Here is a 14,427-nt window from a genome sequence, read left to right on the forward strand (position 1 = left end):
AGATGTTGACGGTTACAGGTTGCTGGATGGTCTGGGTACTTCGTACTTCTAACTTTGTACTTTTTTTTAACATCGTACATCACACATCTCACATCGTACATAAAAACATACTTCGTAACTCGTACTTTACCATTATCTCCACCTTCCGCCAATCCAAACATAGCCGCCACGGGCGGGGCTCCAGCGGCCCGGTACCCAAACCTGTGCTCTGCGGGGCCGTACATAGTGTGGCGCCACATACCTGTACCTGCCACCACGCCAAATGTACTCTTCGCCAACCCATACGGCACCGGGATAGGGCGGGGGAGGCGCTACAACCACCCTGGCCACCGGCCTTTCTCTAACTACTACTCTTGACTGTGTTGCGCAGGAGGATAATGTTATGCCAAGCAGGAATGCGGCAGCCAGGAATAATTTGCCTGTATTCATATAGTAATGTTTTAAATAGTTGCCGTATGACTTTCAGCAGCGGCTAAAGTTTACTTGGTATTGAACGTTTAATAAAAGAGTGCCTGGGTAAAACCAAACCTGTTTTCTTTTGTTAACCATCTCAATGAAGAAAGTTAATATTGCCTGGTTTCGCCGCGACCTAAGGTTGGATGATAATGCCGCCCTTTATCATGCCTTAAAATCGCCCCACCCCGTAATACCCGTATTTATTTTTGACAGAAACATCCTGGACGACCTGGAGGAGAAAAAAGACCGCCGTGTTGAATTTATACGGGAGGCTTTGCTTGAAATGCAGGAGGAACTTAAAAAGTATGACAGCAGCCTTGAAGTGTACTACGGTAAACCAGTTAATGTTTATGAGGAGTTGTTAGATACTTACGAAATAGAAACCGTTTTTGCCAACGAAGATTATGAGCAATACGCTTTAGATAGGGACGCAGCCGTACAAAAGCTGTTGCATAAGAAAGGGGCATCGCTGCAACTGTACAAAGACCATGTGATTTTTAATGGCGCCGAGGTGCTGAAGGATGATGGCCAGCCTTATACCGTGTTTACCCCCTACAGCAAAAAGTGGAAAGCTGTCCTCAACGATTTTTATTTAAAGAGTTACCCCCTAAAAAAATATGCCGGAAATTTTTACCGCCAGCCGCCCCACAGGATACCTTCTCTGGAAAGCATGGGCTTTGAAAAAACAGGTGAATCTTTTCCCTCTAAAACAGTACGGGCAGATTTGCTGAAAGATTACAAGGAGCGCCGTGATTTTCCCGGAGAACCCGGCACCAGCCGCATAGGGGTGCACCTGCGTTTTGGAACTGTAAGCATACGCCGCCTTGCCGCCAAAGCGAAAGATATCAGCGACACTTACCTGAACGAGTTGATATGGCGGGATTTTTACCAGATGATACTCTGGCATTTTCCACATGTGCGCCAATACCAGTCTTTCCGCCCGGAATTTGACCATCTTAAATGGCGTAACAATACAGCAGAGTTTGAAAAATGGTGCAAGGGGCAAACCGGGTACCCGTTGGTTGACGCCGGCATGCGGGAGTTGAATGCTACCGGTTTTATGCACAACAGGGTAAGGATGGTGGTAGCTTCTTTTTTGTCCAAGCACCTGTTGATTGACTGGCGCTGGGGAGAAGCCTACTTTGCAAAAAAGCTGCTGGATTACGATTACGCTGCCAACAATGGCGGATGGCAATGGAGCGCCGGCACTGGCTGCGATGCTATGCCCTACTTCAGGATATTTAGCCCGGAGGCACAGTTGAAAAAATTTGATAAAGAGCTGAAGTATGTACGCAAATGGGTGCCAGAATTTGAAGGCTTTGAATATGCAAAACCAGTTGTTGAGCATGAATTTGCCCGGAAAAGGGCATTGGATGTTTACAGCAAGGCTGCTAAAGAAAAGGATAAAAACAGGAGTGCCGGTAATTATGCTTGATTTTAGAAAATGATGGTGAGTTCATCAATATGGAATTTGCCAGCCTTATAACCAGCCTCAAAAATTGCAGCGTGTTACACCAACGGGTGAGGGATTGAAGCGGTTACCCCGCTGAGGCCTTCGCAGCCCGGCCTTGCGGCGGAGTAATAGCACAACCGAGGAAAAGCAACTGAATGTTGCTTTGACGAAGGTTGCGAACGCAGTTCTGCCCGACCCCTTGCGATAGCTTGGGGGCACCCCCTAAAACAAGTACGAAGGGTGAAGTACGAAGTACTTACGTATGTTAGATGTTAAGATGTGGGATGAACGATGTAAAGTCAAGCCAAGTACGAAGCACTCACCACTCACCCCCTCACCACTCACCCCCTCACTACTCACCAGTTAATATCGTACCCCAAAGTGGTTATCAGCTCAAGGTAACCAAAACTATGTTGCGCTTTGCCGCCATCTACTGTTAACGCGTTGGTGTAGTTGGCCCAGCCCGTTTTGGCGGTAGCTTCTAAAAAGATTTTTTTGAACAGGTAGTATTTAGCGCCGCCTTCTACACTTGCCATATAGCCGGCCACGTGAAACCTGTTATCCAGCCGCTTGCCAAAAAGGGTTACATCCGTCTTAGGTATCATAAACCCAAGGCCGGCTTTTATCATGGGTACAAAATAGCCGCTGGTTTTGTTGTGCCTGTTTTGCGGCCAGAACTGTACGTAGTTAATGTGATAAAAATTGGCGCCATTGGTATGCTCAAAGTGAAAAAGCGTGCCGGGAGTTACCAGCGTATCGGCATCAAAATATTTGCCGCCCACCGTACCCTTTACATGCAGTTGCTGGCCATCCTGCACAATGTATTTGGTGTGGTCAAAATTAAATTCTATGGCTTTTGTTTTTTGCCTGTTTAAATAAAAACCTATACGGTAATTGTATTGCGGAACCGTTACGGCCAGCGGATTTTTCCAAAGGCCATCAAGGTCTGTACGGTCTTTGGCTTTGGCATTATAAGCCTTAAAATCGTGCGGAACGCCGTTTACAGCACCTTTAAAGTGGATGGTGCTGTTGGTGTACCATTCTGTATTATAACCCCATTGCAGGTACATGCCCTTAAACCAGGGGTTGTGCTGCGCAAAGGCAGCAAACCTGCTGAAAAAGAAGAAGCCGGTAAAAGTGGAAATTTTTTTAAGAAAAGATAAAATGTTTGAATTGCGCTTGCGTACATCCATACCGTGTTGCATACTACTCTCAGTTTAAATATTTAATTTCTTGAGTAGTTGGTAATGGTGTGAACTGGCTGCAAATATAATAATGTATGTATATACAGCGATGAGTTACTTTGCTACAGCGTCGTCAATAATTTTGTAGATATCGCTGTAAATCTCTTTTCGTGTTTCGTTAAGTATGGTTTTTACAAAAACAATGGCAGCGTAACCTTTTTGGTTGTTTACTACCGGCCAGGTGCCAAACAGGCCCGGGCTTGATACGGCGATACTTTTGCCATCTTTGTCCTGTTCCAGTATCCACTCGCCCAGCGCATAGTTGTAACCAGTTGCCGCCGGTGGTGCATACTTGATCATCGCAGGCGTTGTTTGTGCTTTCTGCATTTCTTCAATTGATTTTTCGCTAAGTATGCGCTTGCCGTTAAACATGCCTTTGTTAAGTATCATCTGCAAAAAGTTCATATAATCTGCCGCGGTAGATTTTGCGCCGCCGCTTGGGTTTACTGCTCTTTCGCTGGCAAAAGTGGTGTTGCGCATGCCCAGGGGCCGCAACAGCTTATCCTGCATCAGCCTGTCAAAAGATTTTTTGCCGATTATTTCCAATACCCGCCCAGCCATGTTAAGCCCAATGCTGCTGTAATAAAAAGCTTTACCGGGAGGGTCGTCCAGTTCATGCTTGCTCATAAAATCTTTTACTTCTTCTTCCAAAGTCTGGTAGCGGCTTAATTTAATCAGGCTGGCCAATGGCCTGTCGTTATGTATGCCGGTGGTATGGGAGAGGCATTGGCGTATAGTAATATAACCTTTGCCGTATTGCTGCATATCGGGTATGTATTTTGATACATAATCATCCAGCGACAGTTTGCCTTCATCCACAAACTGCATCACCAGCGCCGCGGTTAACCATTTGCTGCAACTGGCAATAGGCGCAGGTGTGGCGGCATTAAAATCGCCCAATTCTTTTTTGTACACCTGCTTGCCATCCTTAAAAACAAGCGTTACTACGTTGCCGCCCAGTTGCTTTTGGCTTTGCTGCAGTTTGGCGTCGAGCAGGCTAAAGTCGTATTGAGCATGTAAAACCTGAAAGAATAGCATGAAAGCCGCTACAGTACTGACTTTCATGCAGTTGAAATGAGCTTTTTGTGTCATAATTTCTTGAATAAGCGGCTTGGATTATGATTTGCAAACCAAGTTTAAAGTTATTTGAAAAAGGCTTTAAGTAACAGGTAAAGTGGGGTATGAAATTTTGTTTGCAGATACCGGCATTGCGTAGGCGGTAGGCAGTATTTGGATACCAGCGACAGTTTTTTATGGCATCGTCCCTTGCGTCGCAATCACTTTATCTGCAGTACATGTGGCATCAATCCCGCTCCGTAGCATTGTTACGTACGATTTGGGGCTACGGGACGCTATTAATATTCACCATTCATCATTCACAACATAACTATGAACTTAAACAATTATACTATCAAAGCACAGGAGGTAGTACAGCAAAGCCAGCAACTGGCATTTAATGCTGGAAACCCCAATATAGAAACAGAGCATTTGCTTAAAGCTTTGCTCGACCAGGAGGATTCACCCGTTGAATACCTGCTGAAGAAAAATAATGTTACCGTAAACCTGGTTGAAAACAAGTTAAACGAGTTGCTTAACCGTTTGCCAAAAGCCCAGGGCACGGAGCCCGCTCAAAGTATATCCAGGGATGCCAACAATGCCTTGCTGCGTGCAGCTAATGTATTAAAGCAATTTGGAGATGAATTTGTAACGCCGGAGCACCTCTTACTGGCTTTGTTGCAGGGCAATGACAATACGGCCAAACTGCTGAAGGACGCAGGCCTTTCAGAAAAAGGGCTGGTAGCGGCCGTTAAGGATTTACGGAAAGGCGACTCAATCAAGTCTCAAACCCAGGAAACACAGTTTAACGCTTTAAACAAATATTCCAAAAACCTGAACGAAATGGGCCGCCAGGGTAAGCTTGACCCGGTAATTGGCCGTGATGAAGAGATACGGAGAACACTGCATATACTGTCCCGCAGGTCTAAAAACAACCCCATCCTGGTAGGCGAACCTGGCGTAGGTAAAACGGCCATTGCGGAAGGGTTGGCCATGCGTATCGTAAATGGCGACGTGCCGGAAAACCTGAAGTCTAAAATTATCTATGCCCTTGATATGGGGCAGTTGATAGCCGGCGCCAAATACAAAGGTGAATTTGAAGAAAGGCTGAAGAGCGTGGTGAAAGAAGTGAGCACCAGCGACGGAGAGATTATACTGTTCATAGATGAGATACATACGCTGGTTGGCGCAGGCGGCGGCGAAGGAGCGATGGACGCGGCCAACATTCTGAAGCCTGCGCTAGCCCGTGGCGAATTAAGGGCCATAGGCGCCACTACACTGAATGAATACCAGAAATTTTTTGAAAAAGATAAAGCGCTGGAACGCCGGTTTCAGAAAGTGATGATTGAGGAGCCTTCTGTAGAAGACGCTATTTCTATCCTGCGCGGCCTGAAGGACCGGTATGAAACACACCATCATGTGCGCATAAAAGATGAAGCTATTATTGCCGCGGTTGAGCTGTCTCACCGCTACATTACAGACAGGTTTTTACCTGACAAGGCTATAGACCTTGTGGACGAAAGCGCCGCTAAACTGAGGTTGGAAATGAATTCCATGCCCGAAGAACTGGACAAGCTGGAAAGACTGATAAGGCAGCTTGAGATTGAACGTGAAGCTATCAAGCGGGAGAATGATGAAGCCAAACTGAAGGAACTGAATACAGAAATTGCCAATCTCTCCGTTGAGCGTGATACGTTTAAAGCCAAGTGGAAAGAAGAAAAGGAACTGGTGGAAAAAGTGCAGAATGCCAAGGCTGCTATTGAACAACTGAAACTGGAAGCAGAGCAGGCTGAAAGGAACGGTGATTACGGAAAAGTGGCCGAGATACGCTATGGTAAAGTAAAGGAACAGGAAAAGCTGATTAACGACTTATCTGTAGAGCTTGCCGGCATTAGCGATAAGCGCATCATGAAAGAAGAAGTGGATGCGGAGGACATTGCGGAAAATGTGGCTAAAGCTACCGGTATACCCGTTACCAAAATGCTGCAGAGCGAACGTGAAAAGTTGCTGAACCTTGAAGATGAACTGCACAAGAGGGTAGTAGGCCAGGACGAGGCGATTGTAGCAGTAGCTGATGCCATCCGCAGGAGCCGTGCCGGCTTGCAGGACCCCCGGAAACCAATAGGCTCATTTATATTCCTGGGAACAACAGGTGTAGGTAAAACAGAATTGGCAAAAGCCCTTGCGGAATACCTGTTTGATGATGAAGGCATGATGACGAGGATTGACATGAGTGAATACCAGGAGAAGCATACGGTAAGCAGGCTGGTGGGCGCCCCTCCGGGATATGTGGGCTATGATGAAGGCGGCCAGTTAACCGAATCTGTGCGCCGTAAACCTTACAGCGTGGTATTGCTGGATGAAATTGAAAAAGCCCACCCTGACGTATGGAACGTGCTGCTGCAGGTATTGGATGATGGCCGTTTAACCGACAGTAAAGGCCGCATAGTAAACTTTAAGAATACCATTGTTATCATGACCAGCAACATAGGCAGCCACCTGATACAGGAAGCCTTTGAAGACGTAAATGAGAACAATGTGGAAGATGTTACGGAGAAAGCAAAGACGGAGGTAATGGGCCTGCTTAGACAAACCATACGCCCGGAATTTTTAAACAGGGTGGATGAAATCATCATGTTCCACCCGTTGTTAAAGAGGGATATTCTTGATATAGTTAAGATACAGCTTGAACAGTTAAGGCGGTTGGTACAGCAAAATGGCATAGACCTGGAATTTAGTGACTACCTGCTGGCTTATCTTGGCGAGAATGGTTACGACCCACAGTTTGGTGCGAGGCCGCTGAAAAGGCTGATACAGAAGGAAATTGTAAATGGGTTAAGTAAGAAGATATTGTCAGGAAATATTGACCGTAACCACCCTGTGCTGGTAGATGTATTTGATGGGGTGGTGGTTTTCAGGAACGAAGTGGAAGAGAAGGTGAAGTTGGGTTAAGTGTAGTGTGAGTGAAAAAAAATCCCGCTGATGAGGCGGGATTTTTTGTGTTATTTAGGATTGCGCCGCCAATTGTTTATTGTTTAAGTTGAAATTAATAATCCGCGGATTTTGAAAATGCTAACATTGCAAAAAAAAATCAAATATGCGTACCCATTTAGTACTTATTACTTTGGTAATCTCTCTATTATTGTTTAGCTGCGCAAGCATAGTAAGTAAAAGTAACTGGCCTGTATCCATAGACAGCAAACCATCCGGGGCCAGTGTTACCATTTTTAACAAGAAAGGCGCTGAAGTGTACACAGGTAAAACACCTGCATCATTAAAGCTAAAATCTGGTTCAGGCTTCTTTTCAAAAGAATCTTACAGCATAGTCTTATCCAAGGATGGCTTTGAGACCAAAAAAATTAATCTCGAGTGCCGTGTAAATGGCTGGTATTGGGGTAATATATTGATAGGAGGTATTATCGGTATGTTGATTGTAGATCCCGCTACCGGCGCCATGTATAAGCTGGATAAAGAATTTGTTGATGTAAATCTTACAGCCGTTAGCCCTACAGCTTCCACTTCCCCTGAAATTAAAATCCTGGACAAAAACAACATTCCGGATAATTGGAAACAACATCTGATAGAAGTTAAATAAGCCTTTCGATTCTTATTAAACTCCATCGCAAGTAATCGTTATCTGGGCATCAGTTTAGTAGAAATGTCATCCTTTTATGGCTTGTTTGCAATCTATAGGATTAAATTGCAGTTTATTGTTACCCAATAAACTACGTTTGCTGACTATGGATATTCTGCAGTTTTTGTATAACGAAGTTATTTCTTTCTTTGGTTTCGGGCCACTGATTGAAATGTACCAGAAAGATGACTATTCATCTTTGCGTACGGTAAACGGCGTTTTTAACGCGATAGGGCCCGTAATGCCGGTGCTGATATTTATAGAAATAGGGCGTGCATTGTTCTACCGGAAATTTAAGGTTGAAGATTACAAAATGCCTTTCTTTATTTTTATCGCTAACCGTTTTATATCAAGGTTTATTTCTATCGCTGCGGTTGGGTTTTGTATCGGATTTTTTGAAAAGTACAGGATATTTGAAACAAAGCTTACCTGGTACTGGTTTATCTATGGGTACATTATTTGGGAATTTGCACATTTTGTGTACCACTATTTCGGGCATAAGGTAATGCTTTTCTGGTGCCTGCATTCCACCCACCATGCGCCACAAACCATGAACCTTTCGGTTTCCTATGCGCATTTTTTCCTGGAAGCTCCCTATGCCGATGTAATACGTACCACTATTTGCATTCTGATGGGCGTTAATCCGCCGTTGTTGTTTATTATCATGTTCGTGGATGGTTTTTATGGTGCATTTATCCATATAGGCGAAAACATGCTGAAGAACGGCCGCCTGGGCTTTATGGAGAAAATCATTTTAACCCCATCTCATCACAGGGTACACCATGCACGTAACCCGTTGTATATGGACACTAATTTCTGTAACCTGCTAAACATTTGGGACCGTTTGTTTAAAACCCACCAACTGGAGAAAAGGGATGTGCCTGTTCAATATGGTATAACAAGGCCGATGAACCCCAATAATTTCCTGGATGTGTACTTTGGTGAAATTAGCTGTTTGTGGAAGGATGTAGTGAAAGCGCCAGGCCTGAAAAACAAACTCAAATATATTTTTATGCCGCCGGGATGGAGCCATACCGGTGACCACAAAACGGCCTATATGCTAAGGCAGGAAGCCCTTGCTGAAGAGAAACAACAAAACGGTAGCAATAACAAGAGCAAATACCAGGAAGAAAAAGTGGCTGCCAATGCACTGAATGATGCGGCAGCAGTACGATAGCTTCAATTTAGTTTAAGGGGTTTGTTGCGGTTGGGCTAATAGTTAACTATTAGCGTATTTTTTAGCTTTTAAGCCCGTAGTGTAATCAGGGTGAACACATTAGTTTACAAGTCTATGGTAGCAGAAAAACGTATGGAAGTATGGATGCGCGGCCCTATAGAAGCCGTGCCGGCTTTGTTGCAGCCGGTAGCACATGCACTTTTGCAGGCAAGGGAAGAAGTAGAAGTATTGATGGCGGGCTTTGATGAAACGTTGCTGTGGCAAAAGACGGCTGGCCTTGCTTCGCCGGGGTTTCACCTGCAGCACCTGGCCGGGGTTATTGACCGGCTTTTTACCTATGCCCGCGGGGAAATGCTTACACCACAACAGCTTGCCAGCCTTGAAGCAGAAGGTAAGCCGGTTGAGGGCATACAATCCGCTACGCTGGTGAGCAATTTTAGCCGCCAGGTGGATGAAGCTGTGCTTCAATTAAAGCAAACAGATGCACTAACCCTGGCTGAAGCACGGGGCATTGGCCGCAAGCAAATACCTACTACCGTAGCCGGATTATTATTTCATGCGGCGGAGCACACCATGCGGCATGTAGGGCAGTTGCTGGTAACGGTAGCCGTATTGAAGGATGCGCAACAGCCACAGTAACTACCCTGTGGGAAAAGCTGGGATATGTTTTATAGTTGAATGGCTGCCGGATTGAAGCGGAAAGCCCGCAACCACGAGGAACGAGTGGTGAGGACTTGCAGCGGAAAGCCGGAACTGCAGCCCAATGCTTAGCTGAACGATGAAAGCCCCAAAATTGTATGGAATATAAAGAAAGAGGGCTGCGCAAAGCGCAGCCCTCTTTCTTTATGACTGAATGTATTTGTTATGCTTTTACAGCAACCTTGGTTTCTGGTTTGCCAAGCGGTTTGGTTTTGGCAAAGTCAACCAGTATGGGTGCTGCTACAAAAATAGAAGAATAAGTACCCGTAACCACGCCGATAAGCATTGCGAAAGCAAAGCCACGTGTAACTTCCCCACCAAAGATGAAGAGTATCAGGATGGTTAGGAACACGGTGAGCGACGTCATGATAGTACGGCTTAATGTTTGGTTAATGGCCGTATTAATTACTTGCTCTTTAGAAAGGCTGGGATACAGCCGGCTGTCTTCGCGGATACGGTCGTATACAATTACCGTATCGTTCATGGAGAAGCCGATTACCGTTAGTATCGCAGCGATAAAATGCTGGTCTATTTCCAGCGGGAAAGGTACCACGTTCCTAAGGAAGCTGAAAACAGCGAGTGTTACAAATACGTCGTGCAGCAGGGCCACAATTGTACCGAGGGAATATCTCCAGTCGTTAAAACGTACAAAAATGTACAGGCAAATAATTAGCAGTGCAAATACGGTTGCCTTGGTAGCACCTTTTTTAAGGTCGTCTGAAATGGTAGGCAATACTGTTTGCGAGCTTTGCTTGTAAGTTTTGCTGAACTGCTCGTAAGAAACACCGGCTGGCAGGTGATTTTTTAAGCCTGTATACAAGGCACGTTCAACGGCGGAATCAACCGAGTTGCCTGTTTCGTGAATCTTGTACGGCGTGGTTAAGTTAAGCTGGTCGTTGCTGCCTACGGTTTTAATAATAGTGTTTTCGCCATCAAATACTTTTTTCAGGTCATCGTTCAGGGCGGTAATTTCATTGGTCATGTCTTTGTTAAACTTAACCGTGTAGCTGCGGCCACCGGAAAATTCAACGCCTTCGTCAAAACCATTGAAGAAGGAAGCGATGCCTAAAATAAGCACCACAACAGAAATGCCATAAGCCACTTTCCTGTACTCAATAAACTTGAAAGATGCATGTTTGAATATTTTCCGGGATATGCCGGTAAAGTATTCGAAGTGCCTGTTTTTGTTGGTGTAGATATCTGAAATAAGCCTTGATACAAGGATACCGCAGAACAGGGAGAGCAGGATACCTATAATTTGAGTAGTGGCAAAACCCAGTACAGGGCCCAGGCCAAAGTAAGCCAGTATAATAGCGGTAAGTAAGGTTGTTACGTGTGCATCAAGCACCGGGGCGTAAGAACGTTTGTAGCCATCAGCCACCGCAGTTTGGTAGCTTTTGCCTTTGGACAGTTCCTCTTTAATCCTTTCAAAAATAATTACGTTGGTATCTACCGCCAGGCCAATGGTTAACACCAGGCCTGCAATGCCGGGAGCGGTAAGCGTAAAACCTAAAGCACTTAGGATACCTATGGTGAACAGCAGGTTTAATATAAGCGCTATATTGGCCACCCAGCCGGCCGTATTAAAGTATACCAGCATTAAAGCGAATATGACGATAAAGGCAATAACAAACGACATTAAACCGCCTTTTACCGCTTCCTGGCCCAGGGTGGGGCCTACCAGTTGCTCCTGTACTATTTTGGCGGGCGCATCCAGCTTACCGGATTGTAATATGTCGGAAAGGTCTTTTGCTTCCGCTACAGAATAGTTACCGGCAATTTCTGAAGAACCGTTAGGTATAGGGCCATTTACAAATGGGGCGCTATACACTATATTATCCAGTACAATGGCAATGGGTTTACCGGCGCCGTTATTTTTTTGAGGAGAGTTCCTGTCTGTCATGTTTGCCCAAATGGTAGTACCGGTGGCATCCATGTTCATTTTAATGGCAACACGGCCTCTTTCATCATAATCCTGGCGGGCGTCGCTTACATGTTCACCTTCCAGTTCGGCCTGGCCGTTTTCCAGTGTTTTTACGGCGTACAGGGTTAAGATACCCTTTGCTTTAGGGTCTTCGGTTTCCTGTTTACCGTACATAAACACCAGGTTAGAGGGGAATTTGCTCTTCACCAGCTCCATGCCCAGGTAGCGGTTTATTTCTGCTGTATCCTTTACCTGTACGTAAGCTATTTCAGAAGGTATCTGCATCTGGCCATTCTGGCCCTGACGCGGCTGCGTAAACCCAATAAGGCTCAGCAGTGGGTTTTGTTTAAACTTAATTTCGGTAGAATCAACCTGCCCGGCAGCGGCAGTGTTGGCTTTTTTACCGGTATCATTTAAACCGCCCAGGCTGGCTGTTTTGGTGGTATCAATTACTTGTTGTTGTGTTATGGCAGTAGTGTCTGGCGTGGTTGCTTTGGCAGTGTCTTTAAAGCCGGTCAGGTAATCGCTCAAAGATTTGTTGGCTGCCAGTACGCCTTCCTGTATATCGAGTATGTTGTATAGTTCAAAAAACTGCAGGTTGGCGGTTGATTGCAGGTAACGGCGTACCCTGGCAGGGTCTTTAATGCCGGCCAGTTCAATGGTAATCCTTCCTTTGGCGGCATCAGGGTTAATGGTGGGGGATGCAACGCCAAAAGCGTCAATCCTGGTTCTTAAAATGCGTTCTGTATTGTTAAAGGCAGTAGTGGCCTGTTCACGCAGGTAATTAATAACCGCGCCATTGGAAGCGTCTATTTTAATGCGGCCATTGCTGCGTTGTGAAAACAATGGCGCTAATTTGGCGCCTTTTGCCACCTTTTCAAATTCTTCATTAAAAAGTGTAATCAGGTCTGCACCGCTGTTGGCTTTGCGGGCTATGGCGTTAGTTAAAGCGGTATTAAAGGCAGGGTCTTTGGTGTAATTGGAAAGCGATTTAAGCAAACCGTCAAGGCCTACTTCCATCGTAACGCTCATACCGCCCTGCAGGTCAAGGCCCAGTTTCAGTTCGCGGTCTTTTGCAGTTTGGTAGGTAACCAGTCCAAAAGGGCCAATCTTGCTGTCGTTGGTACTGTCAAGCAGGCGGCGCAGGCGCTGGTCTGCTGCCTGTTCCAGTGTATCGGCATAAGCCTCCTGCAGCTCTTTGTTGCCCGGGTAGCGGGCTTCAGGCGTTGCAGGATAGTTGGCTTTTACCCATTTAGCGGCTTTCTCCTCCATGCTGTTTTCATGGCTGTGCACAAACCATGTAAAAGACAACTGGTAAATACATATTAATATTAAGGCAATCGTAAAGAAACGCACCAAACCTTTAAGTTGCATACTTCTGAGGGTTTACAAATTTTTTGTGAGCGGCAAAGATAGGGGATTGGCTGAGAAATAGCAGGGCAAAAAAATAACCCGGACAAAGCCTTGCCCGGGCTGGGTTTCACCCCCTTTTTATGCGGTTTTTTATTGTTATTGTCCGGGCTTTGAAAGCTACTATGAAGCTTTGGTTGTGTCACTCACTTGTACGGTTGGATACGCTACTCAGCAGGTGGCAAAATGCTTCTTTGTATCTCAGCAGGTTAACTGCTTATCTCTTCTTGCCAAGTTTTAGTATCGTAATATCAAAATATACAGGAGAGTTGGCGGGAATTGGTCCGCTGCCCTGGCAACCATAGGCGATGTAGGATGGTATTACCACTTTTACCCTTCCGCCTTGCCCGATTTTAGCAAGGGAAGCCTGGAAACCATATACAAACTGGCCAACCAATATAGCTGCTGTTGAGTCAGATTTGTCGAAACTACTTCCACTCATCAGCTTTCCTTCATATTTGATGTTAACCGTATCAAGCGTATTGCTTACTAATGGGGTAGTACCTGGTTGCAGTATCTGGAAGAGAATTCCTAAAGTATCCTTCGTGGGTGTCATGCCCTGCGTTAAGGCAAAAGTAAGCATGCTTGCTTCTTCCACTTCGGGTTTTTGGTCTGTACAGGCAGGTGTGCTGTTATTTTTAAGGCAGGAACTTAACACAAGGGCGCCGGCCAGCAATACAAATAAGGTCTTTTTCATGAATTTTTCTCTTTTTAAAATAACGTACTGGTAAAATGAATAGTATAAAACAGGTTTCAAGACCCATTACGAGTAAATTCCGCTGCTTGTGAGTTGTTTTCCTGTTTTTTTCTTTTGGCCAATAGCTCCTGGTAATGCTGCTCATTCATTTCCCAGCGATATCTTTTGTAAAAAAAAGCACAAAACAGGCTAATGGCGGCAATGGCAATCAACATTATAACAGGGCTAAACTGTGCATTGGCTATCATCGTGGCCCGTTTGTACCAGCCAGACAGCGTGGAAACAATAACGGCAACGCCAATAGCCAGTCCAATAGCCAGCCCTATAACAAACTGCCGGAAAATACGGGTTTTATTGTTGCGGCAAGCTTCCCAATACACAATAAATTTTTCATCTTCGGTGCTAAGCATGGCGCAAATGTAGGCGGTAACAAATTAAGTCTGGCGGTTTAATGTAAGAAGTTGATTCATGATTATTGCTGCCCGCAATAACCACCTCCATCTCTTTTTTGCGCCAGCGGGCACAATTTTGTGTCGGGTAGTTTGCGCTTGTATTTCCCGAACTCCGCAGGTAGTCGTATGAATCTATTGTTTTGCCGGCATTTCCTTTTTTTCAAATATTAAAACGCTTACTGAACTATATCAACCCGGTACGCTATCTTTTTGTATCTTGCTGTT

The 14,427-nt window shown here is 45.3% G+C and carries 11 protein-coding genes; 5 read left to right on the forward strand and 6 right to left on the reverse strand.

Annotated elements, in window-relative coordinates:
- Positions 1-132: 132 nt before the first annotated feature.
- A complete protein-coding gene (locus tag F0364_RS19770) occupies positions 133-429 on the reverse strand; it encodes a YXWGXW repeat-containing protein (RefSeq protein WP_153799665.1) in 297 nt (98 codons plus the stop codon).
- 124 nt (positions 430-553) lie between these two features.
- Here F0364_RS19770 and F0364_RS19775 point away from each other — a divergent pair, with 124 nt between their 5' ends.
- Positions 554-1,891 (forward strand): cryptochrome/photolyase family protein, encoded by a 1,338-nt coding sequence (locus F0364_RS19775; protein ID WP_153799531.1) that lies wholly within the window; start codon positions 554-556, stop codon positions 1,889-1,891.
- A gap of 374 nt (positions 1,892-2,265) precedes the next feature.
- Here the strand turns inward: F0364_RS19775 and F0364_RS19780 are convergent, their stop codons facing one another.
- Complete coding sequence (locus F0364_RS19780; RefSeq protein WP_153799532.1) at positions 2,266-3,114, reverse strand: hypothetical protein; 849 nt, start codon at positions 3,112-3,114, stop codon at positions 2,266-2,268.
- Positions 3,115-3,207: 93 nt separating this feature from the next.
- A complete protein-coding gene (locus tag F0364_RS19785; RefSeq protein WP_207632779.1) occupies positions 3,208-4,218 on the reverse strand; it encodes a serine hydrolase domain-containing protein in 1,011 nt (336 codons plus the stop codon).
- Positions 4,219-4,542: 324 nt separating this feature from the next.
- Here F0364_RS19785 and clpB point away from each other — a divergent pair, with 324 nt between their 5' ends.
- From clpB to F0364_RS19805, 4 genes are all read left to right on the forward strand, one after another.
- Positions 4,543-7,161: an ATP-dependent chaperone ClpB gene (clpB, locus tag F0364_RS19790; protein ID WP_153799534.1), complete on the forward strand. Its 2,619-nt coding sequence runs from the start codon at positions 4,543-4,545 to the stop codon at positions 7,159-7,161.
- 145 nt (positions 7,162-7,306) lie between these two features.
- Positions 7,307-7,804, forward strand: coding sequence for a PEGA domain-containing protein (locus tag F0364_RS19795; protein WP_153799535.1), 498 nt, complete (start codon positions 7,307-7,309; stop codon positions 7,802-7,804).
- A gap of 145 nt (positions 7,805-7,949) precedes the next feature.
- Positions 7,950-9,020, forward strand: coding sequence for a sterol desaturase family protein (locus tag F0364_RS19800; RefSeq protein ID WP_153799536.1), 1,071 nt, complete (start codon positions 7,950-7,952; stop codon positions 9,018-9,020).
- Between the two features lie 114 nt (positions 9,021-9,134).
- Positions 9,135-9,659, forward strand: coding sequence for a DinB family protein (locus F0364_RS19805; protein ID WP_153799537.1), 525 nt, complete (start codon positions 9,135-9,137; stop codon positions 9,657-9,659).
- A gap of 223 nt (positions 9,660-9,882) precedes the next feature.
- Here F0364_RS19805 and secDF read toward each other — a convergent pair whose 3' ends face one another.
- The 3 genes from secDF to F0364_RS19820 form a co-directional block, all read right to left on the reverse strand.
- Positions 9,883-13,017 (reverse strand): protein translocase subunit SecDF, encoded by a 3,135-nt coding sequence (secDF, locus tag F0364_RS19810; protein ID WP_153799538.1) that lies wholly within the window; start codon positions 13,015-13,017, stop codon positions 9,883-9,885.
- A gap of 253 nt (positions 13,018-13,270) precedes the next feature.
- Positions 13,271-13,750, reverse strand: coding sequence for an FKBP-type peptidyl-prolyl cis-trans isomerase (locus tag F0364_RS19815; RefSeq protein WP_153799539.1), 480 nt, complete (start codon positions 13,748-13,750; stop codon positions 13,271-13,273).
- Between the two features lie 56 nt (positions 13,751-13,806).
- Complete coding sequence (locus F0364_RS19820; protein WP_153799540.1) at positions 13,807-14,160, reverse strand: TVP38/TMEM64 family protein; 354 nt, start codon at positions 14,158-14,160, stop codon at positions 13,807-13,809.
- Between the last annotated feature and the right edge of the window lie 267 nt (positions 14,161-14,427).

This window comes from Foetidibacter luteolus, assembly GCF_009650435.1.
In the GTDB taxonomy this organism is placed as follows: Bacteria; Bacteroidota; Bacteroidia; order Chitinophagales; family Chitinophagaceae; genus Foetidibacter; species Foetidibacter luteolus.

Excerpts from the sequence above, each read along its gene's own strand:
- F0364_RS19770 (WP_153799665.1), bottom strand. The coding sequence starts at position 429 with ATGAATACAGGCAAATTATTCCTGGCTGCCGCATTCCTGCTTGGCATA.
- F0364_RS19780 (WP_153799532.1), bottom strand. The coding sequence starts at position 3,114 with ATGCAACACGGTATGGATGTACGCAAGCGCAATTCAAACATTTTATCT.
- F0364_RS19815 (WP_153799539.1), bottom strand. The coding sequence starts at position 13,750 with ATGAAAAAGACCTTATTTGTATTGCTGGCCGGCGCCCTTGTGTTAAGT.
- F0364_RS19775 (WP_153799531.1), top strand. The coding sequence starts at position 554 with ATGAAGAAAGTTAATATTGCCTGGTTTCGCCGCGACCTAAGGTTGGAT.
- F0364_RS19800 (WP_153799536.1), top strand. The coding sequence starts at position 7,950 with ATGGATATTCTGCAGTTTTTGTATAACGAAGTTATTTCTTTCTTTGGT.
- F0364_RS19820 (WP_153799540.1), bottom strand. The coding sequence starts at position 14,160 with ATGCTTAGCACCGAAGATGAAAAATTTATTGTGTATTGGGAAGCTTGC.
- secDF (WP_153799538.1), bottom strand. The coding sequence starts at position 13,017 with ATGCAACTTAAAGGTTTGGTGCGTTTCTTTACGATTGCCTTAATATTA.
- F0364_RS19785 (WP_207632779.1), bottom strand. The coding sequence starts at position 4,218 with ATGAAAGTCAGTACTGTAGCGGCTTTCATGCTATTCTTTCAGGTTTTA.
- clpB (WP_153799534.1), top strand. The coding sequence starts at position 4,543 with ATGAACTTAAACAATTATACTATCAAAGCACAGGAGGTAGTACAGCAA.
- F0364_RS19805 (WP_153799537.1), top strand. The coding sequence starts at position 9,135 with ATGGTAGCAGAAAAACGTATGGAAGTATGGATGCGCGGCCCTATAGAA.
- F0364_RS19795 (WP_153799535.1), top strand. The coding sequence starts at position 7,307 with ATGCGTACCCATTTAGTACTTATTACTTTGGTAATCTCTCTATTATTG.